22 protein-coding genes are annotated in these 20,931 nt (G+C 72.5%); 9 read left to right on the plus strand and 13 right to left on the minus strand.

Features of this window, described 5'->3' with window-relative positions:
- Nucleotides 1–71 precede the first annotated feature (71 nt).
- The 3 genes from AB0447_RS06910 to AB0447_RS06920 form a co-directional block, all read right to left on the minus strand.
- On the minus strand, nucleotides 72–1,001 hold the full coding sequence (locus tag AB0447_RS06910) for a hypothetical protein (RefSeq protein ID WP_366475458.1): 930 nt from the start codon (nucleotides 999–1,001) through the stop codon (nucleotides 72–74).
- 96 nt (nucleotides 1,002–1,097) lie between these two features.
- Nucleotides 1,098–1,784 (minus strand): uracil-DNA glycosylase, encoded by a 687-nt coding sequence (locus AB0447_RS06915; RefSeq protein ID WP_366475459.1) that lies wholly within the window; start codon nucleotides 1,782–1,784, stop codon nucleotides 1,098–1,100.
- 11 nt (nucleotides 1,785–1,795) lie between these two features.
- Nucleotides 1,796–2,887 (minus strand): exo-alpha-sialidase, encoded by a 1,092-nt coding sequence (locus tag AB0447_RS06920; RefSeq protein ID WP_366475460.1) that lies wholly within the window; start codon nucleotides 2,885–2,887, stop codon nucleotides 1,796–1,798.
- 149 nt (nucleotides 2,888–3,036) lie between these two features.
- Here AB0447_RS06920 and AB0447_RS06925 point away from each other — a divergent pair, with 149 nt between their 5' ends.
- Both AB0447_RS06925 and AB0447_RS06930 read left to right on the plus strand, forming a co-directional pair.
- Nucleotides 3,037–4,116, plus strand: coding sequence for an NADH:flavin oxidoreductase/NADH oxidase (locus AB0447_RS06925; protein WP_366475461.1), 1,080 nt, complete (start codon nucleotides 3,037–3,039; stop codon nucleotides 4,114–4,116).
- 49 nt (nucleotides 4,117–4,165) lie between these two features.
- Complete coding sequence (locus AB0447_RS06930; RefSeq protein ID WP_366475462.1) at nucleotides 4,166–4,510, plus strand: helix-turn-helix domain-containing protein; 345 nt, start codon at nucleotides 4,166–4,168, stop codon at nucleotides 4,508–4,510.
- Nucleotides 4,511–4,606: 96 nt separating this feature from the next.
- On the opposite strand, the gene AB0447_RS06935 is transcribed toward AB0447_RS06930, so the two are convergent.
- The 3 genes from AB0447_RS06935 to AB0447_RS06945 all read right to left on the minus strand — a co-directional run bounded on the left by AB0447_RS06935 (nucleotide 4,607) and on the right by AB0447_RS06945 (nucleotide 7,678).
- Nucleotides 4,607–5,431: an NAD(P)H-binding protein gene (locus AB0447_RS06935; RefSeq protein WP_366475463.1), complete on the minus strand. Its 825-nt coding sequence runs from the start codon at nucleotides 5,429–5,431 to the stop codon at nucleotides 4,607–4,609.
- A gap of 120 nt (nucleotides 5,432–5,551) precedes the next feature.
- Nucleotides 5,552–6,913 carry an FAD-dependent oxidoreductase gene (locus AB0447_RS06940; RefSeq protein ID WP_366475464.1) on the minus strand — a complete coding sequence of 454 codons (1,362 nt, stop codon included), beginning with the start codon at nucleotides 6,911–6,913 and terminating at the stop codon, nucleotides 5,552–5,554.
- A gap of 120 nt (nucleotides 6,914–7,033) precedes the next feature.
- On the minus strand, nucleotides 7,034–7,678 hold the full coding sequence (locus AB0447_RS06945; protein ID WP_366475465.1) for a DUF305 domain-containing protein: 645 nt from the start codon (nucleotides 7,676–7,678) through the stop codon (nucleotides 7,034–7,036).
- Nucleotides 7,679–7,754: 76 nt separating this feature from the next.
- On the opposite strand from AB0447_RS06945, the gene AB0447_RS06950 reads away from it, so the two are divergent.
- Nucleotides 7,755–9,212 carry a hypothetical protein gene (locus AB0447_RS06950; protein ID WP_366475466.1) on the plus strand — a complete coding sequence of 486 codons (1,458 nt, stop codon included), beginning with the start codon at nucleotides 7,755–7,757 and terminating at the stop codon, nucleotides 9,210–9,212.
- A gap of 4 nt (nucleotides 9,213–9,216) precedes the next feature.
- On the opposite strand, the gene AB0447_RS06955 is transcribed toward AB0447_RS06950, so the two are convergent.
- From AB0447_RS06955 to AB0447_RS06975, 5 genes are all read right to left on the minus strand, one after another.
- Nucleotides 9,217–9,858 (minus strand): helix-turn-helix domain-containing protein, encoded by a 642-nt coding sequence (locus AB0447_RS06955; protein WP_366475467.1) that lies wholly within the window; start codon nucleotides 9,856–9,858, stop codon nucleotides 9,217–9,219.
- Nucleotides 9,859–9,978: 120 nt separating this feature from the next.
- Nucleotides 9,979–10,845 carry a nuclease gene (locus AB0447_RS06960; protein ID WP_366475468.1) on the minus strand — a complete coding sequence of 289 codons (867 nt, stop codon included), beginning with the start codon at nucleotides 10,843–10,845 and terminating at the stop codon, nucleotides 9,979–9,981.
- Between the two features lie 38 nt (nucleotides 10,846–10,883).
- Entirely contained in the window at nucleotides 10,884–11,555 is a 672-nt protein-coding gene (locus AB0447_RS06965) for a phosphatase PAP2 family protein (RefSeq protein ID WP_366475469.1), read from the minus strand.
- A gap of 35 nt (nucleotides 11,556–11,590) precedes the next feature.
- Complete coding sequence (locus AB0447_RS06970; protein WP_366475470.1) at nucleotides 11,591–12,526, minus strand: M56 family metallopeptidase; 936 nt, start codon at nucleotides 12,524–12,526, stop codon at nucleotides 11,591–11,593.
- A gap of 110 nt (nucleotides 12,527–12,636) precedes the next feature.
- On the minus strand, nucleotides 12,637–13,089 hold the full coding sequence (locus tag AB0447_RS06975; RefSeq protein WP_366475471.1) for a DUF5134 domain-containing protein: 453 nt from the start codon (nucleotides 13,087–13,089) through the stop codon (nucleotides 12,637–12,639).
- Between the two features lie 138 nt (nucleotides 13,090–13,227).
- On the opposite strand from AB0447_RS06975, the gene AB0447_RS06980 reads away from it, so the two are divergent.
- Nucleotides 13,228–13,761: a GNAT family N-acetyltransferase gene (locus AB0447_RS06980; RefSeq protein WP_366475472.1), complete on the plus strand. Its 534-nt coding sequence runs from the start codon at nucleotides 13,228–13,230 to the stop codon at nucleotides 13,759–13,761.
- Nucleotide 13,762: 1 nt separating this feature from the next.
- Here AB0447_RS06980 and AB0447_RS06985 read toward each other — a convergent pair whose 3' ends face one another.
- Together AB0447_RS06985 and AB0447_RS06990 are read right to left on the minus strand one after the other, a co-directional pair.
- Entirely contained in the window at nucleotides 13,763–14,446 is a 684-nt protein-coding gene (locus AB0447_RS06985) for a glycerophosphodiester phosphodiesterase family protein (protein ID WP_366475473.1), read from the minus strand.
- 192 nt (nucleotides 14,447–14,638) lie between these two features.
- Nucleotides 14,639–15,283, minus strand: coding sequence for a PadR family transcriptional regulator (locus AB0447_RS06990; RefSeq protein ID WP_366475474.1), 645 nt, complete (start codon nucleotides 15,281–15,283; stop codon nucleotides 14,639–14,641).
- Between the two features lie 50 nt (nucleotides 15,284–15,333).
- On the opposite strand from AB0447_RS06990, the gene AB0447_RS06995 reads away from it, so the two are divergent.
- From AB0447_RS06995 to AB0447_RS07015, 5 genes are all read left to right on the plus strand, one after another.
- Nucleotides 15,334–16,461, plus strand: a complete 1,128-nt coding sequence (locus tag AB0447_RS06995) for an LLM class flavin-dependent oxidoreductase (RefSeq protein WP_366475475.1) — start codon at nucleotides 15,334–15,336, stop codon at nucleotides 16,459–16,461.
- Nucleotides 16,458–17,579, plus strand: a complete 1,122-nt coding sequence (locus AB0447_RS07000; RefSeq protein ID WP_366475476.1) for an alpha/beta hydrolase — start codon at nucleotides 16,458–16,460, stop codon at nucleotides 17,577–17,579. The genes AB0447_RS06995 and AB0447_RS07000 overlap by 4 nt, the downstream gene beginning before the upstream one ends.
- Nucleotides 17,580–17,660: 81 nt before the next feature.
- Nucleotides 17,661–19,070 carry a DUF6421 family protein gene (locus AB0447_RS07005; protein ID WP_366475477.1) on the plus strand — a complete coding sequence of 470 codons (1,410 nt, stop codon included), beginning with the start codon at nucleotides 17,661–17,663 and terminating at the stop codon, nucleotides 19,068–19,070.
- A gap of 26 nt (nucleotides 19,071–19,096) precedes the next feature.
- Nucleotides 19,097–19,870 carry an SDR family oxidoreductase gene (locus AB0447_RS07010; RefSeq protein WP_366475478.1) on the plus strand — a complete coding sequence of 258 codons (774 nt, stop codon included), beginning with the start codon at nucleotides 19,097–19,099 and terminating at the stop codon, nucleotides 19,868–19,870.
- The gene (locus tag AB0447_RS07015; protein ID WP_366475571.1) at nucleotides 19,867–20,928 is read left to right on the plus strand and encodes a low specificity L-threonine aldolase; all 1,062 of its coding nucleotides are present in this window, start codon (nucleotides 19,867–19,869) and stop codon (nucleotides 20,926–20,928) included. Before AB0447_RS07010 ends, AB0447_RS07015 begins: the two co-directional genes overlap by 4 nt.
- The last annotated feature ends 3 nt before the right edge of the window (nucleotides 20,929–20,931 follow it).

Here is a 20,931-nt window from a genome sequence, read left to right on the forward strand (position 1 = left end):
GGAATCCCCCGCACGCACGTGGGCCCGCCCCCGGAATCCGGGAGCGGGCCCACGTACGGACGAGGTGCGGGTCAGTGCGCCGGGGCGCCCTGCGGAATGCCGAGCGCGGCGGAGTACTGGGCCACCGCCAGCTTGCCGAGCGCCGGGTAGGCGCCCAGCACCTCGGCGGCCGCGCAGTCGGCCTCCTTGCAGGCCGTGTCCAGCAGGCCCTCGGCCGCTTCCGGGCCGATCAGGTACGGGGCCAGGGCCAGCTGCGCCGAGCCGGAGCCGCGCAGCTGGTCGGCGACCGCGGCCACCGAGCCCTCCTGGTCCAGCGCGGCCGCGATGACCGGCACCGCGAGGCGGGCGGCCAGCAGCATGCCGGTGATCCCGGCGGCCTGCACGGCCTCCTCGCCGCCGGTGGTGGCCAGGATGATGCCGTCGGCGGCGGTCGCGACCGTGAACAGCCGGGCCCGGTCGGCACGGGCCAGGCCCGCCTCGGACAGCCGGACGTGCAGGCCCTCGGCCAGCAGCGGATGCGGGCCGAGCACGTCGGCCAGCTCGGCGGCGGCCCGGGAGTCCATGAGCGCCTGGCGGATCCGGCGCAGCAGGTCGCCGTCCGGGCCGGCCAGCAGGGGCACCACCACGGCGTCGGGGCCGGTGGCGGCGGGCACGTCCTGGCCGGTGGCGCGGGCGAACTCGGCGCGAGCGGCGCGCTCGTCGGCGATCGCGGTCAACACGGCCGACAGCGCCGGGAACTCCGGGGTTCCGTTCTCGTCCGGCAGACCGCCGTCGACGTAGCCGATGCGGGCGTCCAGCCCGGGCAGCTCCGAGCGGCCGATGCTGAGGATCTCCTCGGCGAGGCCCCGCGAGGCGGCCGACGGGGCACCGGGCACGGCGAGCACCAGCGCGGGCGCGTTCTCGGGCGCCACCGCGGGCTCAGGACGGCGGTGCCGTCCGCTCGGGCGGGGTCGCGGCATTCGTACGGGCAGGCCGTTCGCGGGCCCAGTGGGGGTGCTCATGGCGCCGCATGCTACTGGCTTTCCCGTACCGGCTGTTCGGGCAGGGTTCAGACGAGCGGCATCTGTCCGTATTTATCCGGTGAATATCAGATACGGTCAACCGACGGACGGCAGGCGCCAGTCCACCGGCTGAGCGCCCTGGCGGGTGAGCAGGTCGTTCGTCCTGCTGAACGGCCGGGAGCCGAAGAAACCGTAGTCCGCGGACTTGGGGGAGGGATGCGAGGACTCGACGACCGGCAGTTCGCCGAGCAGGGGCCGCAGATTGCGGGCCGCCCGCCCCCAGAGAATGGACACCAGCGGCTTGCCGCGGGCGGCGAGGGCGCGGATGGCCTGGTCCGTGACGGCCTCCCAGCCCTTGCCCTGGTGCGCGTTGGACCGGCGCGGGGCGGTGGTCAGCGAGCGGTTCAGCAGCAGCACCCCCTGCCGGGTCCACGGGGTCAGATCCCCGTTCGCGGGCCGGCCCGTACCGAGGTCCCGGTGCAGTTCCAGGAAGATGTTGTCCAGGCTCGGCGGCACCGGGCTGACCTCGGGGGCCACCGAGAAGGACAGCCCGACGGCATGCCCGGGGGTGGGGTAGGGGTCCTGCCCCACGATCAGCACCTTCACCTCCTCGAAGGGCTGCTGGAAGGCGCGCAGGACGTTGGCGCCGGCCGGTACGTACGTCCGTCCCGCCGCGATCTCGGTGCGCAGGAAGTCGCCCATCGCGGCGATCTGTCCTGCCACCGGCTCAAGGGCCTTCGCCCAGCCCGCTTCGACGATTTCGTTCAGAGGTCGTGCTGCCACGAACGGTCACTCTACTGGCCGATCACCGCGGCCCGTACACACAGGACATCGGGCAGGTGCGAGGCCAGCAGCTGCCAGCTGTCCCCGTCGTCCGCGCTGGCGTACAGCTCGCCGTTGCGGTTGCCGAAGTAGATGCCGGCCGGGTCGGCGTCGTCCGTGCACAGGGCGTCCCGCAGCACCGTGCCGTAGTGGTCGCCGGAGGGCAGTCCGGCGGCCAGCGGCTCCCAGTTGGCGCCGGCGTCCCGGGTGCGGAACACCCGGCAGCGGTGCTCGGCCGGCACCCGGTCGGAGTCCGCGTTCAACGGGAAGACGTACGCCGTGTCGGGGCGGTGCGGGTGGGCGACGACGGCGAAACCGAAGTCCGAGGGCAGGCCGCTGCCGATGTCGGTCCACTTCCGGCCGCCGTCGTCGCTGCGGTAGACGCCCCAGTGGTTCTGCAGGTAGAGCCTGCGGGTGTCCCCGGCGTCCTGGGCGATCTTGTGTACGCACTGGCCGAACTCGGGGTTCGGGTCGGGCAGGAAGACGGCGGAGACCCCGCTGTTGGAGGGGGCCCAGCTGGCCCCGCCGTCGGTGGTGCGGAACACGCCGGCGGCGGAGACGGCGACGGTGACCGTGTCCGCATCGGCGGGGTGGGTGATCACCGTGTGCAGGCCCTCGCCGCCGCCGCCCGGCTGCCAGTCCTTCCGGCTGGGGTGCTCCCACAGCGGACGCACCAGCTCGAAGGACTCGCCGCGGTCGGCCGAGCGGAACAGTGCGGCCGGCTCCGTTCCCGCGTACACCACGTCGGGTGCCTCCGGCCCGGCCGGATGCAGCTGCCAGACCCGCTCCAGGGAGGCGCCGGTGTCCTGCGGGAACTTCACGGCCGGGACCGCGGGCTCCTGCCAGGTCGCGCCGAGGTCGTCGGAGGTGAACACGGACGGGCCCCAGTGCGAGCTGTCCCCGCCGACCAGCAGCCGGGGCGCGGGGCCGCGCCGGTCCACGGCGACCGCGTACACGGCCTGGGCGTTGAAGTGGGGGCCGTCGAACTCCCAGGGGCCGCCGCCTCTGCGGCGCCCGATGAAGAGTCCTTTGCGGGTCCCCGCGAGCAGCAGTACCTCGGTCATGGCCGGTACACCTCCGGACGTCCTTGTCCCAGAAGGGCATCCTTCAGCAACGGGCAGTTATACGAGAAGTCTCGTACTACGAGGGGTCTCGTAGTACGGTGACTCTCGAACTTGGATCCGTCCTCGGACCTGATGTCTGGAGAGCCTTCGTGAGCGCTGCCCTGTTCGAGCCCTACGCCCTGCGTTCGATCACCGTGCCCAACCGCGTGTGGATGGCCCCGATGTGCCAGTACAGCGCCGAGGCCTTCGGGCCCAACGCGGGCGTGGCCCACGACTGGCACTTCGCGCACTACGCGGCCCGCGCGGCCGGCGGCACCGGCCTCATCCTCCAGGAGGCCACGGCCGTCTCCCCGGAAGGCCGGATCTCCCCCTACGACCTCGGCCTCTGGAACGACACCCAGACCGAGGCGCTGCGCCGGATCACCGGGTTCCTCAAGGAGCAGGGCACCGTCCCCGGCATCCAGCTCGGCCATGCCGGCCGCAAGGCCTCCACCGACCGGCCCTGGCGGGGCGGGAAGCCGGTCGGGCCCGAAGGGCACGGCTGGCTGCCCAGCGCCCCCAGCGCGCTGGCCTTCGCCGAGGGCCACCCGGTCCCGCACGAACTGACCACCGATGAGATCCGCGAGATCGCCGGGCAGTTCGCGGCCGCCGCCGGGCGGGCCCTGGCCGCCGGCTACCAGGTCGTCGAGCTCCACGGCGCACACGGCTACCTGATCGGGGAGTTCCTCTCCCCGCACAGCAACCGGCGGACCGACGCGTACGGCGGCTCCTTCGAGAACCGCACCCGGTTCGCCCTCGAAGTCGTCGACGCGGTACGGGCGGTGTGGCCCGAGGAACTCCCGCTGTTCTTCCGGATCTCCGCCACCGACTGGCTGGAGCCGGACGGCTGGACGGCCGACGACACGGTCCGGCTGGCCGGGCTGCTCCGCGCCCACGGCGTGGACCTGCTGGACGTCTCCACCGGAGGCAACGCGGCGTCGGCCCGGATCCCCGTCGGGCCCGGCTACCAGGTGCCGTTCGCGGCCCGGGTCAAGGCGGAGACGGAGCTTCCGGTGGCCGCGGTGGGGCTGATCACCGAACCGGCGCAGGCGGAGAAGATCCTCGCCAACGGGCAGGCGGACGCCGTCCTGCTCGGCCGCGAGCTGCTCCGCGACCCCTACTGGGCCCGGCGCGCGGCCCGCGAGCTGGACGCGGAGATCCGGGTCCCGGCTCCCTACCACCGCTCCTGACCCTCGTACGATGGGCGGGTAGCGGCGACGAGCGAACGGAGAAACGGCCATGACCGACCGTGAGTCGAGCCGCACCCTGGCCCATCCGGAGCCGGCCGGGATCCGGCTGGAAGGGGTGCTGCACGCCCTGTCCGACCCGGTCCGGCTGTCGATCGTCCGCGAGCTGGCGGGCGCCGAGACGGGGCTGGCCTGCTCGCACTTCCCGCTGCCCGTCACCAAATCGACCACCACGCACCACTTCCGCGTACTGCGGGAGAGCGGGGTGGTCCGGCAGACGTACCACGGCACCACCAAACTCAACGCCCTGCGGAGGGCCGACCTCGACGAGCTGTTCCCGGGCCTGCTGGACAGCGTCCTGACGGCGGCCGCGGCGGAGGCGGCCCGCCGGCAATAGGGCCCGCCGACTCCAGAGCGCGCGGACTCCAGGGCCGGCCGACTCCAGGGCCGGCCGACTTCAGGGCCCGCCGACTCCCGAGCCGGCCGGCGCAGGTCAGGGGCGGAAGAAGCCGGCGTGCGCGGTGGCCCAGCGGGTGAAGGAGCGGGGTGGGCGGCCGGTCACCTGCTCGACCGCCTGGGTCACCTCGGCCACCGTCTCGGGGACCGTCGCCCACATCGTCAGCATGAATTCGATGCCCTCCCCGGGCCAGCCTTCGGCCCGCCACTGCCGGCGCGCCTGCTCCTCGGTGAGCTCGGTGAACCGGATGTCGCGGCCGGTCGCCGCCGCGATGGCGGCCACCTTGTCGGCCGGGGTGAGCGCCTCGGGGCCCGTCACCGTGTAGCACTGCCCCCCGTGGCCGCCCGAGGTGAGCACGGTCGCGATGACATCGGCCACGTCCCGCTCGTCGGCCGAAGCGGTCCGGCGCCGCCCGTACGGTTCGCGGACCTCGGCCCTGTCGCGGACGGCATCGGCCCAGCCCAGCGCGTTGGACATGAGGTCGATGGGCCAGACGAACGTCCATTCCAGCCCGCTCGCCCGCACGGCCCGTTCAAGGGCGCCCTCGGCGCCGGGCGACAGGACCGTGATCCGCCGCACGCCCGCGGCACGGGCCATCGCCACGATCTCCGGCCCCGACGGCAGCGGGACGTGGCCGGCTCCGGTGGCGCCGAGCAGGTGCACCGCCGTGACCCCCTCGAGGGCCGCTGCCAACGTGTCCGGTCTCGTCAGGTCGCCGCCCACCACGTCGACACCTCCAGGCAGCCCCGCCGCGCCGGCCGGCTCACGCGTCAGCGCCCGGACCCGCCGCCCCTCCCGGGCCAGCTGCCCGACCACTTGCCGTCCCAGAGTTCCCGTCGCACCCGTCACCAGAATGGTCATGGCGCGACGCTAGCGGCTATATAGGTCAGATACTGTCCGCAATGGCCTCGCGCCTCGCGCCTCGCGCCTCGCGCCTCGGGTCTCGGGTCTTGGCGCCGACGCGAGGAACCGCCCCGCCGATCACGCCGGAGGCGAGACCTCCGCCGCCTGCAGGAGGCCCGGCCAGTCCGGGATCTTGACCGAGCGGCGGCCCAGTGAGCTGCCCAGCTCCACCTCCGCCCGCTCGATCGCCATCCACCCCGGCCACTCCACCGGCCGCAGCCCGGCCGCGCGCAAGGCCGGAAGCGGGTCGTCCGGCAGGTCGCGAGCCGCCAGCGCGGCCGCGTCCTGGAGCAGCGAGGAGGCCGTCTCCTTCGCGCACGGGCGGTTCGTGCCGATCACCCCGGTCGGGCCGCGCTTGATCCAGCCCGCCACGTACTCGCCGACCGAGGCCCGGCCGTCCCGCAGGACCCGACCCGCCGCGTGCGGCACGGTCCCCTTGGCCGGGTCGAACGGCAGGCCCGCCAGAGCGACCCCCTTGTAGCCCACCGAGCGCAGCACCAGCTGCGCCTCGATCTCCTCGAAGGTGCCGCTGCCCGTCACCCCGCCCCGCCCGTCCGGCAGGGTCCGCTCGAACCGCACCGCGCGGACGTGTCCGGCACCGTCGTCGAGCAGCTCAACCGGGCGCAGGAAGAACCTCAGCTCGATGCGCCGGTCCGCTCCGCCGGGCGGGTCCTCCGCCCAGCCCCGCAGCACCTCCACATTGCGCCGGTTCACGGCCGGCAGGGCGGCGCCCTGCCCCGCGTACGCCGGATCGAGGGCCAGCTCGGCCGGGTCCACGGCGACCGCGACCCCCGGCAGGGAGCCCAGTTCCCGGAGCTCCTTGGTGGTGAACTTGCCCTGGGAGGGCCCGCGCCGGGCCACCATCCGCACCTCGCGCACCCTGCTGCCGGCCAGCGCGCCGAGCGCCGGCTGCGGCATGTCGGTGGGCAGCAGTTCCGCCTCGCCGCGGGCCAGGATGCGGGTCACGTCCACCGCCACGTTGCCCGCACCGACCACCACCGCCGACCGCACCCCGGCCAGCCGGAAGTCCGCCGTCTCGGCGTCGGGGTGGGCGCTGTACCAGTTGACGAACGAGGTCGCCGAATGCACCCCGCCCAGCTCCTCGCCGGGGATGCCGAGCAGCCGGTCCCGGGCCGCGCCCACGCAGTACACCACCGCGTGGTACAGCTCCAGCAGCCGTGCGGTGGGCAGCTGCTCCCCGCCGACCTCGACATTGCCGAGGAACCGGATCCGCTCGTCCTCCAGGACGCCCCGCAGGTTGCCCTGCAGCGACTTGATCTTTTCGTGGTCGGGGGCCACCCCGTACCGGACGAGGCCGTACGGAGCCGGCAGGCGGTCGAGTACGTCGACCCGCACGCCCGGCACCTCGCGCTGCTGGACCAGCGTCTGCGCGGCATAGACCCCGCTCGGGCCGGAACCGACGACGGCGACACGAAGCACGGCGGAGCTCCTTTCCGCAGGTGCCTTCCAGCATGACACCGCGGCGCGGGCGCGTCAGCCCTGTGCGCGCGAGTCCTCGGGCCGAGTCTCGGGCCGAGCCTTCGGGAGGCGTCGTGCCGCTCAGCCCATCGACTGCATCCGGTGGATCTCGGCGCTCTGCTGCGCGACCACGTCGTTGGCCATCTCCTCCACCGCCGCGTTGTTGCCGCCGGAGAGCGCCTCGCCCGCCATCTTCAGCGCCCCCTCGTGGTGCGCGATCATCAGGGTGAGGAAGAGCCGGTCGAAGGCCCCGCCCTTGGCCGCTCGCAGTTCGGCCAGCTGGGCCTCGGTCGCCATGCCCGGCATGCCCGCGTGGTCATGGCCGCCGGTGCCGCCGCCGGGGGCCGGGTGTTTCTGCAACCAGCCTTCCATGGCTCCGATTTCGGGCTGCTGGGCGGCCGCGATCCGTTCCGCGAGCCGTTTGACGGGGTCCGCCGAGGCCCGTTCGGGGGCGAGTGCGCTCATGGTCAGGGCCTGCCGGTGGTGTTCGATCATGCGTTGCACGTAGGTGAAATCGGCGGCGTTGGGGCTGTCGTCGGGACGCTCCTCGGCAGCCTGTTCGGGGGCGAGCGTGCGGGACTTCTCGCCGGGCTTGCCCGGGGCGATGACCGCAGGCCCGGAGGCGTCCTTGCGGTCCTCGTCCTGGCATGCGGTGAGCCCGAGCACGAACACCGCGGCCACGGCCGCACCTGCGAAACCCCGGAGAAACCCCTTTGCCATGTCCATGAAGGGGAAGATACTGCCGTGGTCCACGTTCCGTTCCCAAGAGGAACGGATTGAAGGGACTCCAAGGGAGGGCACAGTGACCTCGACGCACCACACCCGTGTGCGGCGCAGGAGGCTGGGAGCGGTCGCCGCGGCGGCCGGTCTCCTCGCCACGCTCCTGGCAGCCGGAACGGCGGCCGCCACGCCGGATCCCGGCGATGCGCAGCGGTCCCCGGCTGCGCGGCTCGCCGCAGGCGAGACACCCGGCCAGGACGAGATCGTCCACAGCGCCAACATCAAGCACCTCGCGAACATACCGAGCACCAACCCCGACGGCATCGAGACCGACATCGCCTTCCAGGGCAAGTACGCCTACGCGGGCAGCTACGACGGTTTCAGCATCTACGACATCGGCAACCCGAAGGCCCCGAAGACGGTCACCCAGGTGCTCTGCCCGGGCGGCCAGAACGACATCTCGGTCTCCGGCGACCTGCTCTTCCTCTCCACCGACTCCTCGCGCAGCGACGACTCCTGCAGCAGCGTCTCGCAGCCCGCCACGGAGAAGTCCTCGTGGGAGGGCATCAAGATCTTCGACATCAGCGACAAGAAGAACCCCAAGTACATCAAGTCCGTGGAGACGGCCTGCGGTTCCCACACCCACACCCTGGTGCCGGGCGGCCGCGACATCTACGTCTACGTCTCCTCGTACTCGCCCAACGACGCCTTCCCGGACTGCAAGCCGCCGCACGACGGCATCTCCGTGATCAAGGTTCCGAAGAAGGCCCCGACCCAGGCCGCCGTGGTCGGCTTCCCCGTCCTCTTCCCGGACGGCGGCAACCCGGGCGCGCCCACCAACCCGGGCGTCTCCAGGACCACCGGCTGCCACGACATCACCGTGCTGCCCTCGAAGAACCTCGCCGCCGGCGCGTGCATGGGCGACGGCATCCTCTTCGACATCAGCAAGCCGGAGCAGCCCCGGGTCATCGACCGGGTGCAGGACAACGTGAACTTCGCGTTCTGGCACTCGGCCACCTTCAACGAGCGGGCCAACAAGGTGGTGTTCACCGACGAGCTCGGCGGCGGTGTCGGCGCCACCTGCAACGAGGCCACCGGGCCCAACCGGGGTGCGGACGGCATCTACGACATCACCGGCCGCGGAGACGCGCGCAAGCTCGCCTTCCGCAGCTACTTCAAGATCCCGCGGCACCAGGCCAACACCGAGAACTGCGTGGCCCACAACGGCTCGCTGATCCCGGTCGGCGGGGGCCGCGACATCATGGTCCAGGCCTGGTACCAGGGCGGCCTGTCGGTGTGGGACTTCACCGACTCCGCCAAGCCGAAGGAGATCGCCTTCTTCGAGCGGGGCCCGGTCGACCCGAACGCGCTGGCCCTCGGCGGGTCCTGGTCGGCGTACTACTACAACGGGCACATCTACTCGAACGACATCGTCAAGGGCCTCGACGTCCTGAGGATCGACGACTGGCGCACCGAGAGCGCCAAGTGGGTGTGGATGGACCGGCTCAACGTCCAGACCCAGCCCGACTACCGCTGGTAGCCCGTCAGACCTGCTCCCGAGTCTGAGGCAACGTTCCGCCGGGCGGGTCGCACCCGTCCGGCGGGACCCCCATCTCCCACTCCAGCCCGTACCGCTGGAACAGCTCGGCCCGCAGCCGGGCCGCCTCCATCGCCGCCCCCGGCAGCAGGACCGCGAACACCGCACCCATCAGCAGCGCCCGCAGCATCGGGTAGTCCCGGTCCGCGTCCGGCGAGCCGTGCCGGGCCACGGTCTCCCGCAGCAGCTCCGCCAGCCGCTGCTGCTCCGGGCACTGCACGAAACCCTCGGCCTGCAGGATGCCCGCCATGTGCGTGCGCATCAGCACCGGCTTGTCCCGCGCCAGCCCCAGGATCGCGTCGATCGCCCGGGCCATCCGCTCCTGCCCGTCCTCCGTCCGGGGTTCCCGCTCCAGCGCCTCCTGGAGCGTGAGGTGCATCAGGCGGTGCACCGCCGACTGGAGCAGCTGCCGCTTGCCGGGAAAGTAGTACGAGACCAGGCCGCGCGCGGCGCCCGCCCGGTCGGCGATGTCCCCGAGGGTGGTCGCCTCGTACCCGCGTTCGGCCACGAGGTCGACCGTGGCCTGGAGCAGCCGCTCCCGTGAGCGTCTCCGCAATTCTTCATTGACCGATGCGCTGCGCGGGGACATGCTTACTCCTGCGTTGACTGGCTCCCAGCCAATATACTCAGCGCACCGGGCCACCGGTGCTCGGCGACGCGGGGGATCGCCGAGCACCGGTGCGTGCCGCTCCGGCCTGCCGCGGCGCGGTCAGCGCTCCTCGAAGACCAGGTCCTCCGGCGGCACGGTCAGCCGGATGCTCTGCCCCTCCGTCTCCACCACCGTCGACAGCCCGGTGAACTGGCTGCGCGAGAGCACCAGCACCCGGTCCTCCCGCTGGTCCAGATACGCGCGGAAACCGGCGAGCGACGGGTCGCCCGCGCCGAGCGTCAGATAGTCGGCCAGCCGCCGGAACAGCTTCGGCAACAGCACCTCGCTCTCGCTCAGCGAGGCCAGCCCGTCGATCTTCGCCCCGGACAGGGTCCGGTCTGCCGGCCACAGCCCCCGGCCCTCCGACCGGGCGAGCAGCACCGCACCGGTCATCGCCTCCCGCAGCTCCACGAACAGCTTCCGGTAGAAGGTCGGATAGGCGAGCCCGGTCCGCAGCTGGTGCAGGTTGGCGGTCTGCCGCAACAGCGCCGCATCCACGTGCAGCTGCGTGCCGCCCGGCGCCGGCGCGGTACCGCGCCCGGCCAGCGCCACACACCGCCCGTTGACGTCGGCACCCCGGGTCAGCACGAACCCGGGCACCGTCGCCGGCTCCGAGGAGGTCACCGTGCCGTGCCCGTCACGCAGCACCGCGGCGAAGCCGAGCCAGGCCGTCAGCTCGTCCGCCGCGTCCTCACCGAAGGGGGCCGGCTGCTGCAGCTCGCTGCCGTGTGCCGGTATGTAGTGCGTCTCCAGGGCGTCGATGCCGTCCAGCCGCACCTGGGCCGCGCCCGAACGGTTGCTGCGCACCCGGTGCGGTCCCGGTACGAGATCCCAGTGCGCGGGGTCGGCGGGCAGGAACCGCACCGAGTCACCGTCCGGCCGGGCGCCCAGCACCCGGTAGCTTCCCTCGATCACCAGCATGGGCATGACGGCCTCCCGGCAGACGGACGGTGTCGGATGCGGTCTCACGAACCGCTGTCAGGATCCTCGCTGCCCGTCCGCCCGAGAAGGGGGCGCGGCCGGTGTGTCCCCTCCACTGCCAGAGCCACCACCACGACGCCCAGCAGCCAGCCGCCCACCACATCGGACAGCCAGTGAACTCCGAGCAGGATCCGGGTGAACCCGACCCCGAGCACCGACACCACGGCCGCCGCCCGGGCCCCCGTGGAGGACGGGAACAGCCACAGCAGCAACCCGCACACCACCGCCGCGGTCAGGGCGTGCCCGGAGGGATAGGCCGCGTAGTCCGCCGAGTCCACCGGGTCCGGCCACACCGGACGCTCCCGCCCCACCACTGCCTTCAGCCCCTGCTGCAACAGCGTGGCCAGGACCCCGGCCAGCGCGAACCGCACCGCCAGGGCCCGTTCCCCGCGCCACCACAGCCACCAGCAGGCCAGGACCAGCAGCGCCCGCATCGTCCACGGATCCCAGATCCAGTCGGTCAGGATCCGGTTGGCCTGGGCCAGCGCCGGGTGAGCGAGCGCCTCTGCGTGCAGGGTCCGGGCGACCCGTATGTCGTACCGGACCAACGGGCGCCACTCCAGCACCACCAGCACCGTCAGGACGACGGCCGTCAGCGCGCAGCCCGCCCCGGCCCATCGCAGACCTCCGCCCCGCAGCACAGTCGGCCGTTCCATGGGGCGGATCATCGCATCGGCAGCCGTCCGCACCCCTACGTCAGCGCCGTGAGCCCGGGGACGAAAGCCACCAGCAGCGGAACCGCAGGCACCAGGGCGGCCGTCGCGGTCAGGCCCAGCCGACGGCCCGCCGGCAGCCGGGGGGCCGCAGCCAGCAACCGGCTCACCCGCTGCGGGACATGGGCCTGCGGGGTGGCGGAGGGCCCGAACACCCCGCGGTCCTCGTTCAGTCCGACCAGGGCCAGCGCGACCGTCAGCCGCCCGAACCGCCGCGAGGCCACGTCGTCGGCCGCCAGCTCCACGAGGTGGTGCACCCCGTCCCGGAACGCCGCGAACACCGGCACCTGCGGAAACGCTCCGGACAGTGCCCGCGAGCAGTGCAGCAGCCAGTCGTGCCGGGCGGCTGCGTGCCCCTGCTCGTGGGCCAGTACGGCATCCAGCTGCCGGCCCTTGAGCCGGCGCAGCGCGGCCGTGGTCACCACCAGCTGCGGCGCCGCACCCGGCAGCCACCAGGCATCCGGCCGCTCACCCTCCAGCAGCACCAGCCGCACCCCGCCCGGATCCTCCCCGGGCAGCAGCGGGGCCCGCAGCACGACCTCGGTCCGCCGGGCCCGCCGCCGGGCCCGGGCCCGCAGCACCTCGCCGGTCAGCACCGCCCCCGTCCACAGGGCCCCGCCCGCCAGCAGCAGCGCCGTCCCGGCCGCCCAAGGGCCACCGGGGCCCAGCGCGTACGCCTCGACCACCCCGCTCGGAGCGGTGGCGAACAGCTGTCGGCGCACCGCCTGCCAGGCCGCGGCCGCACTCAGCACCATGGACAGCCCCAGACACAGCAGCACCGCGGCCACCGCGCACTGCCAGACCCACAACGCCACCACGGGTTCTCGCTCCGGCCACTCGGCCCGGGCCAGCAGCCGCGGAGCCAGTACAGCGGTCAGGATGCCGAGCAACAGGAGAACGGCGGGGACCATCATGGCCGCCAGCCTACGAGCGGGCCACTACCTGCCGGTACGGTCACGCGGCATTGGTGACGCAGGACACGTTTGCCGGCCCGCGCCCCCGAGCTCTCCCGGCGCGGCCCGCCTCACAGCGTCAGCAGCATCGCGAACATTCCGATCCCCATGGCCAGTCGGCAGGCCCGGGTCAGCCCGGCCGGCCCGCCCGCCAACCGCGAACCGCCCAGCAGCACGTACCCCGAGTAGTAGAGGAGCAGCGCCCCGGTCAGCGGCGGCACCCCCGGCCACAGCGTCATGTACACCATGGCCAGCGACCCCACCAGGTGGTGCGCATGGTGTCGCCCGCCGCCCCGCAACTGCCACACCGCCTGCACGGAGGCCGCACAGAACACCGCCCCCAGCGCCAGGTGGACCGCCCGCCCGGCACCGCCGAGCGGCAGGGCCATGGCCGCCATCCCGAACCCCATCACGGCATCCGCCCGGCCCCCGGCTCTGCGCCCCCGCAGCAGGCAGTACCCGCCGCTCGCCGCGCACAGCAGCACCAGCAGCCAGGACAGCACGGGGGCGACGGAATGGTGCACGGCGGAACCTCCCGGTTCGACGGTGACACCGGAAGAGATGCCCGCCGGGCACCGGCCGCACGCCGCCGGCCCCGAGGCCGTCCCTACGGCGCCGCGGGATAGGCTGCGGTGAGCCCAGCACACGAAACGGAGCGCCCGATGCCGACCCCCGCCGCCCTCACCTACCGCAGCGCCGTCGACACGGACGTGCCGGCCCTGGTCGAGCTGGTCGAGTCGGCGTACCGGGGCGAGGCCAGCCGGGGCGGCTGGACCACCGAGGCGGACTACCTGGACGGGCAGCGCACCGACGAGCAGGGCGTCCGCGAGGTCATCGAGAAGCCGGACTCGCTGCTGCTGGTGGTCGAGAGCGGAGGCGCCCTGGTCGCCTGCTGCCAGCTCGAACACCGCGGCGACCACGTCTACTTCGGCATGTTCGCCGTCCGGCCCGGACTCCAGGGCGGTGGCCTCGGCAAGGAGATCCTGGCCGAGGCCGAGCGCCGGGCGAGCGAGGATTGGGGCGCCAAGGAGATGCGGATGACCGTCATCAACGTCCGGGACGAGCTCATCGCCTACTACGAGCGGCGCGGGTACCGCCGCACCGGCGAGCTGAGCCCCTTCCCGTACGGCAACGAGCGGTTCGGCCGCCCGCGCCGCGATGACCTCGCCTTCGAACTGCTGGTGAAGTCGCTGTAGTTCAGGCCGTGAAGCGGCCGGTCAGCCGGATCTCCGGGAAGTCGGTGGCCGCGCCGTCCAGTTCGAGGGCCCGCACCAGCCGCAGCTGCTCCTGCGTGTTCACCGTCCACCCGGTCACCCGCAGTCCCGCCGTGTGCGCGGACTCCACCGTCTCCAGGGTCAGCCGGCGGATGTTCAGAGCGACCGTTTCCGCGCCGGCCGCCAGGGCCCGGTCCACGATGTCCTCGCCGTAGCGGCTCGCGGTGAGGGTGGTCCGTACGCCCGGCACCAGGCGGGCGATCTCGGCGAGCGCCGCGTCCTGCACGGAGGCGACCTCGACCCGGGTGGTCAGGTCCCGCCGCAGCATCAGCGCGGCCAGGGCGTGGGCGACGGTCCGGTCCGCGATCCCGACCTGCAGCGGGGCGCGCACCGCGTCCAGCACCTCCTCGAGCAGCGGCACCCGTTCGCCGAGCCCGGCATCGAGTCCGCGCAGCTCTGCGAGGGTGAGATCGGCGACGGCACCCGAACCGTCCGTGGTGCGGTCCACTTCGGGATCGTGCAGGACGACCAGGGCGCCGTCCTTGCTGAGCTGCACATCCAGGGCGATGACGTCCATGCCGGAACGTTCCGCGCGGACGAAGGACCGCAGGGTGTTCTCCGGCTCGACACCCATGACCCCGCGGTGACCGATGGTGAGGAAAGTCAAGGTTCTCTCGCTTCCGTCGACGGCGGCTCCCCCTGGGAGGCCCGGTGTCCCGACCGCGCCTCCCCATGGAGGAGGCATGCTAGTCCGCCCGGCGCGCGATGGGACCGTGCGTGCAGCGGCCCGGCAGGGCCGTCCGGCCGGTTCCCGCCAGGGCCGTCCCGGCACCGGAGCGGCCCCGGCGGCCCGGCCGCGTCACCCGGCCGTGGGCGCGTCCCCGCCGCCTTGACCGGTACCCTCGACCTCAGGTCCAGGGTGAGTCCCGGAGGCCTCCAGCACGGCGATGTCGGACAGCAGCGCCTCCGCCAGCTCCAGCTCCGCCAGGTGCTGCCGCTCGCTCCAGCGCAGCGCGAGCGCCGGGAACGCCCAGTCCGGCACCTCGGCCGCGTGCGCCATGGCCTCCCGTACGGCCGCCAGCTCCGCCCGGGTGTGCTCCTGGTGCTCCGTCACCATGGCCCGCAGCCGCTCCGGTTCGGCCAGGTGTCCCAGCCAGATCCGCAGCAGCAGCCCGTGTTTGAGGACCGGCGGGCCGGCCTCGGCGGTGTCCGCGGCCCAGCCGGCCAGCGCCGCACGGCCCGCGCCGGTGATGGCGTACCGGCGCTTGGCCCGGGCCTCCTCCGGGCCGGAGCGCTCGGAGGAGGCGTACCCGAGCTCTTCCAGGCGCCGCAGCTCGGCGTAGATCTGGCTGATGGCCGGCGACCAGTAGAAGAACCGGAGCGAGGAGTCGGCCCACTTCTTCAGCTCGTAGCCGGTCCGCTCGCCCGGGAAGGAGAGCAGACCGAGCACGGCCCACGCGGTCGGTGGAAGGTCTTGCTTCTTTGGCTTCTGACTACTAGTCATATTTCGAATTGAAGTGAAGCCGGACGCGGGACGCAACCCTGGAGGCACCGTTGAAATTCTCCGTGATCTTCGAGGCACAACTGGCCGACCCCACCGTAGAGCGTGAGCACCAGGTCATCCGCGACTGCGTCGAGCAGGCCGTACTCGCCGAACGCATGGGCTTCGACCGCATCTGGGCCGTCGAGCACCACTCGCTGAAGTGGTACGCACACATGAGCGCCCCGGAGATCTTCCTCAGCTTCGTCGCGGCCAGGACGCACACCATACGGATCGGCCACGGGGTGGTGTGCATGCCCTTCAACTTCAACCACCCGGCCCGGGTGGCCGAGCGGGCCGCCATGCTGGACCTGCTCTCCGGCGGCCGTCTCGACCTCGGGGCCGGCCGGGGCGGGACCGAACAGGAGACCTCGCTGTGCGGGGTCGACCGCGAGCGCACCGCCCAGGAGGTGGAGGAGGCCCTGCGGATCATCGGCAAGGCCTGGCAGGAGGAGGAGCTCGAGTACCACGGCGAGCTGATCGACATCGACCCGCACCCGATCCTGCCCCGGCCGGCCCAGACCCCGCACCCGCCGCTCTTCCTGGCCTGCAGCCGCGCCGAAACCCTGGTGCAGGCCGCCGAGCTGGGCATCGGCGCCCTGGTCATGGGGTTCGCCGGGCCCGAGTCGATCGCCGGGATGCGCGCCGTGTACGACGGGGCGATCGCCGGCCGGGACGGCAGCCGCCGGGTCTCCACCGTGGTCAACGACCACTTCTCGGTGCTCTGCCCCACCATCGTCCTGGACGACCCGGCCCTGGCCCGTCGGATCGGCATCCGCGGCCAGCGGTTCTTCGCCCAGTCCATCGGCCACTGGTACGGGGGAGCGGGCATCCCCGACGAGGCCGTGGTCGACGGCGCCGACGAGGCCGCCGCCATGCGCCGGGCCGCCGAACAGGTGGTCGCCCGGCTGAACGAGCAGGACATTCCGGTCCGGCCCACCTCCACGGCCACCTTCAACGCCGACCACGCCTACGGCAGTGCCGACGATGCCATCGCCTACGTGGAACGGCTCCGGGACGCCGGCGCCGACGAGATCATGTGCCTGATCCAGATGGGCACCGTGCCGCAGGAGGCCTGTATGGAGACCATCCGCCAGTGGGGCGAGAAGGTCATCCCGCATTTCCGCGGCGCCGCCGCGTGAACGGCTCTCCGGGCACAGACCCGGCCGGAGCCGGAGCCGGAGCCGGAGCCGGAGCCGGTGTCGGTGTCGGCGCCGGAGCCTCGGCCCGAGTCGGGGCCCCGGCCGGTGCACCAGCCGGTGCGGTCGACCGGCTCGATCCGCGGGCCCGTCCCTTCGTCGACGCCCTCACCGCCGTCTTCCCCGATGTCGGCGGCACCGTCACCGACGCCGCCGAGGCCCGCCGCATCCTCGCCGCCGCACCGCGGCTGCCCGGCGACCCGCCCCGGGTGGGCGCGGTGGAGGACCGGACCGTGCCCGGCCCGCCCGGCGCCCCGCCGGTCCCGGTGCGGATCTACCTCCCCGACCCCGAGGAGTGGCCCGGCCCGCGGCCCACCGTGGTCTTCGCCCACGGCGGCGGCTTCGTCCTGTGCGACCTCGACACCCACGACTCCACCGCCCGCAACATCAGCCGGGCGGCCGGCGCGGCCGTGGTCTCGGTGGACTACCGGCGGGCGCCCGAGCACCCCTTCCCCGCCCCCGCCGAGGACGTCCACGCCGCCCTGTGCTGGGCCGGGGCGCACATCGGGGAGCTCGGCGGCGACCCGGACGCCCTCGTCGTCGCGGGCGACAGCGCGGGCGGCAACCTCGCGGTGGCCGCGCTGCTGCTCGCCGCCGAGCGGGGCGGGCCGCCGGTCGCGCTGCAGGTGCTGATCTATCCGGCGCTGGCCGCCGCCATGGCCTTCGGCTCGTACACCCGCAACGCCGAGGGCTACTACCTCACCACCGCGCAGCTGCGCTGGTTCTGGCGGCAGTACCTGGGCCCGGCCGGGGACGGCCGGGATCCGCTGGCCTCGCCGCTGAACGCCGGGTCCGAGGACCTCGTACGGCTGCCGCCCGCCCACGTGGTGGTGACCGGCTGCGATCCGCTGCACGACGACGGGCAGGCCTGGCACCACCTGCTGCTCGCCGCCGGAGTTCCTTCGACCCTTGACGCCCACCCCGGGATGTTCCACGGTTTCCTCGCGCTCCCGCGGGCCCTCCCGCAGGCCCGCCAGGCCCTGGAACGCCTGGGCGGAGCCATCGCTTCCACCGTGAAAGACGGGAAGACTTCCGGTGGATCTGGGGGGTCGGCAGGATAATTTTCGGAGTCCCCCCTTGAGCAGGAGAGCCTCGCACGCATACGCTGTCTTTACGTGAGGTTCTCCTGTGGAGGAAGTGACATGACGGAAACTCTTGTGCCGGGTGTCGGCGGGGCCGTGATAACCGCCGGTGCGCGGGTGGTAGACCACCCTGCGTGGCCCGCGCTCAAGGCCGCCGTGGAAGACATCCGCCCTTGGCAGTCCAAGGACGGCTCGATCGACTTCGAGGCGGAGGGCGCTCCCGCCCCGGCCCTCGTCCACGACGCCGTGGCGCGCATGATCGCCGCGGTGGAGGAGCTCTCGCCGCTGCTGCCGCACGCCACGGAGTACCACCGGGCGCTCGTCTCAGACCTGCGCAAGTGGGCCGAGGGCGGCTTCGTGGTGCCGGACTTCCTGGACTCCCTGCTGGCCTTCCAGCCGGCCGCCGAGCGCGCCGACGGCCTGCAGCACCTCGTCGTGTTCCCCATGTACACGCAGAACGGCAACCCGGACCGCAACTTCGAGGCCGTCGCGCTCAAGATGGTGTGGCCCGAGTGGCTCGCCGAGCTGGAGCGCACCCGGTACGACAACCCGCTGTTCCTCGGCATCACCTTCGAGGACTTCACCGCGGGCTACGACACCAACTCCGCCGTGCTCTTCCCGGAGACCATCGCCGTCCGCGAGGCCCCCGAGCGCTTCACCTGGGGCGGGATCTTCTGCGACCGCGAGGCCGCCCGCTTCCGCAAGGTGACCGCGGCCGCCGTCGACACCCTGGGCATCGAGCTGCCCGAGGACATCGCCGCGATGATCACCGACCAGGAGCGCTGCGAGAAGGCGTTCGTCCTGTGGGACATGGTCCACGACCGCACCCACAGCCACGGCGACCTGCCGTTCGACCCCTTCATGATCAAGCAGCGCCAGCCGTTCTGGATGTACGGCCTGGAGGAGCTGCGCTGCGACCTCACCGCCTTCAAGGAGGCCGTGAAGCTGCAAGAAGAGGGCAACGAGCACGGCCGTGACGTGCAGTACGCCGTCCTGTTCGACCGGATGTTCCGCTTCCCGCTGTCCGGCGACCGCAACCGGAACTACGACGGCCTCGGCGGCCAGCTGCTCTTCGCCTACCTGCACAAGCACGACGTGGTCCGCTGGACCGACAACAAGCTGAAGATCGACTGGCAGCGCGCCCCGCAGATCACCAACCAGCTGTGCGGCGAGATCGAGAAGCTCTACCGCGACGGCATCGACCGCCCGAAGCTGGTCCACTGGTTCAAGGCGTACGAGCTGGTCTCCACCTACCTCGCCCCGCACCCCGGCTCCAAGTGGGCCAAGGGTCCCGACGCCCTCGACCTGACGCAGCCGCCGCGGAAGCTCGTGGACGACGTGCTTCCCGACGAGTTTCCGCTCAGCATGTTCTTTGAGGCGCTCGCCAAGAAGCTCAAGGGAGTGATCGCCTCCACGAAGGGCATCACCGCGCACAACGCCGACGACGAAGTCGCGCGGACCGCCGCGTGAGCCCTCGCCCACAGGAGGCTTCCAGCATGAACGGTTCCGCGAACGGCGACGGGAACGGGAACGGAAAGCTCAGCGGTGCGGTGGTGGCGGTGGCCGGAGCCGGTGGCCCGGCCGGCCGCGCCGCCCTGCTCCGGCTCGCCGAGGCGGGTGCCACGGTCGTCGCCTCCGACGCCGACCCGGCCCGCCTGGCGGAAGCCGTGGACGCGGCCCGCTATGCCCACGGCGGCGCCACCGTCACCGGTGACACGGTCGACCTGCTCGACCTCGACGCGACCAAGGACTGGGCGGCCCGCACCGAGAAGGAGTTCGGCCGGATCGACGGCCTGGTCCACCTGGTCGGCGGCTGGCGCGGCAGCGCCTCCTTCACCGAGACCGACCTCGGGGACTGGGACTTCCTGGAGAAGCTCCTGATCCGCACCGTCCAGCACACCTCGATCGCCTTCCACGACGGGCTGCTGCGCAGCGACCGCGGCCGCTTCGTCCTGGTCAGCCAGTCCGGTGCGCACAAGCCGGTCGCCAACAACGCCGCCTACAACGCGGGCAAGGCCGCGGCCGAGGCCTGGACCCTGGCCATGGCGGATTCCTTCCGCAAGGCCGGGGGCGAGGACGGTCCGCGCGCGGCGGCTGCGATCCTGGTCATCAAGGCACTGGTGCACGACGCCATGCGCGCCGAGCGCCCGAATGCGAAGTTCGCGGGCTTCACCGACGTCAAGGAACTGGCCGAGGCCATTGCCGGCGTCTGGGACCGGTCCGCCCCGGAAGTGAACGGACAGCGTCTGTGGCTCACCCCGCAACCCTGAAGACCGACGCCCGCCGGCACCACGATCCGGCGGTGCGCGGTTTCGCGAGCGACAACTATGCGGGAGCCCACCCGGAGATCCTCGAAGCCATCGCCCTCGCCAACGGCGGCCACCAGGTCGCCTACGGCGAGGACGACTACACCGAGCACCTGCAGAAGGTCATCCGCAGCCACTTCGGCCCGTACGCGGAGGCCTTCCCGGTCTTCAACGGCACCGGCGCGAACGTCACCGCCCTCCAGGCGATGACCGACCGCTGGGGTGCGGTGATCTGCGCCAAGACCGCCCACATCAACGTGGACGAGGGTGGCGCCCCGGAACGGATGGCCGGCATCAAGCTGCTTGCCGTCCCGACCCCGGACGGCAAGCTCACCCCCGAGCTGATCGACCAGGAGGCCTGGGGCTTCGAGGACGAGCACCGGGCCATGCCGCAGGTCGTCTCGATCACCCAGAACACCGAACTGGGCACGGTTTACACCCCGGACGAGATCCGGGCCATCTGCGAGCACGCGCACGCGCTCGGCATGAAGGTCCACCTCGACGGTGCCCGGATAGCCAACGCCGCGGCCTCCCTGGACGTGCCGATGCGGACCTTCACCAACGCGGTGGGCGTCGACGTGCTGTCGTACGGCGGCACCAAGAACGGCATGCTCTTCGGCGAGGCCGTGGTGGTGCTCAACCCGGACGCGGTCCGGCAGATGAAGCACGTCCGCAAGATGTCCATGCAGCTGGCGTCCAAGATGCGCTTCGTCTCCGTGCAGCTGGAGGCCCTGCTGGCCAAGGACCTGTGGCTGCGCAACGCCCGGCACGCCAACGAGATGGCGCAGCGGCTGGCGGCCGGTGTGCGGGAGGTGGACGGGGTGGAGATCCTCTACCCGGTCCAGGCGAACGCGGTGTTCGCCAAGCTGCCGCACGAGGTGTCCCGGCGGCTGCAGCAGCGGTACCGGTTCTACTTCTGGGACGAGGCGGCGGGGCACGTCCGCTGGATGTGCGGCTTCGACACGCAGGTCGAGGACGTGGACGGCTTCCTTCAGGCGCTGAAGGAAGAGCTGGCCCGATAATCC

The organism is Streptomyces sp. NPDC051211, from assembly GCF_040689505.1.
In the GTDB taxonomy this organism is placed as follows: Bacteria; Actinomycetota; Actinomycetes; order Streptomycetales; family Streptomycetaceae; genus Streptomyces.

Coding starts and splice junctions, on each gene's coding strand:
- AB0447_RS06930 (WP_366475462.1), top strand. CDS start 4,166: ATGACCGACCGTGAGTCGAGCCGCACCCTGGCCCATCCGGAGCCGGCC.
- AB0447_RS06970 (WP_366475470.1), bottom strand. CDS start 12,526: ATGATGGTCCCCGCCGTTCTCCTGTTGCTCGGCATCCTGACCGCTGTA.
- AB0447_RS06965 (WP_366475469.1), bottom strand. CDS start 11,555: ATGGAACGGCCGACTGTGCTGCGGGGCGGAGGTCTGCGATGGGCCGGG.
- AB0447_RS06990 (WP_366475474.1), bottom strand. CDS start 15,283: ATGACTAGTAGTCAGAAGCCAAAGAAGCAAGACCTTCCACCGACCGCG.
- AB0447_RS06980 (WP_366475472.1), top strand. CDS start 13,228: ATGCCGACCCCCGCCGCCCTCACCTACCGCAGCGCCGTCGACACGGAC.
- AB0447_RS07005 (WP_366475477.1), top strand. CDS start 17,661: ATGACGGAAACTCTTGTGCCGGGTGTCGGCGGGGCCGTGATAACCGCC.
- AB0447_RS06920 (WP_366475460.1), bottom strand. CDS start 2,887: ATGACCGAGGTACTGCTGCTCGCGGGGACCCGCAAAGGACTCTTCATC.
- AB0447_RS06910 (WP_366475458.1), bottom strand. CDS start 1,001: ATGAGCACCCCCACTGGGCCCGCGAACGGCCTGCCCGTACGAATGCCG.
- AB0447_RS06935 (WP_366475463.1), bottom strand. CDS start 5,431: ATGACCATTCTGGTGACGGGTGCGACGGGAACTCTGGGACGGCAAGTG.
- AB0447_RS07010 (WP_366475478.1), top strand. CDS start 19,097: ATGAACGGTTCCGCGAACGGCGACGGGAACGGGAACGGAAAGCTCAGC.
- AB0447_RS06945 (WP_366475465.1), bottom strand. CDS start 7,678: ATGGACATGGCAAAGGGGTTTCTCCGGGGTTTCGCAGGTGCGGCCGTG.
- AB0447_RS06960 (WP_366475468.1), bottom strand. CDS start 10,845: ATGCCCATGCTGGTGATCGAGGGAAGCTACCGGGTGCTGGGCGCCCGG.
- AB0447_RS06955 (WP_366475467.1), bottom strand. CDS start 9,858: ATGTCCCCGCGCAGCGCATCGGTCAATGAAGAATTGCGGAGACGCTCA.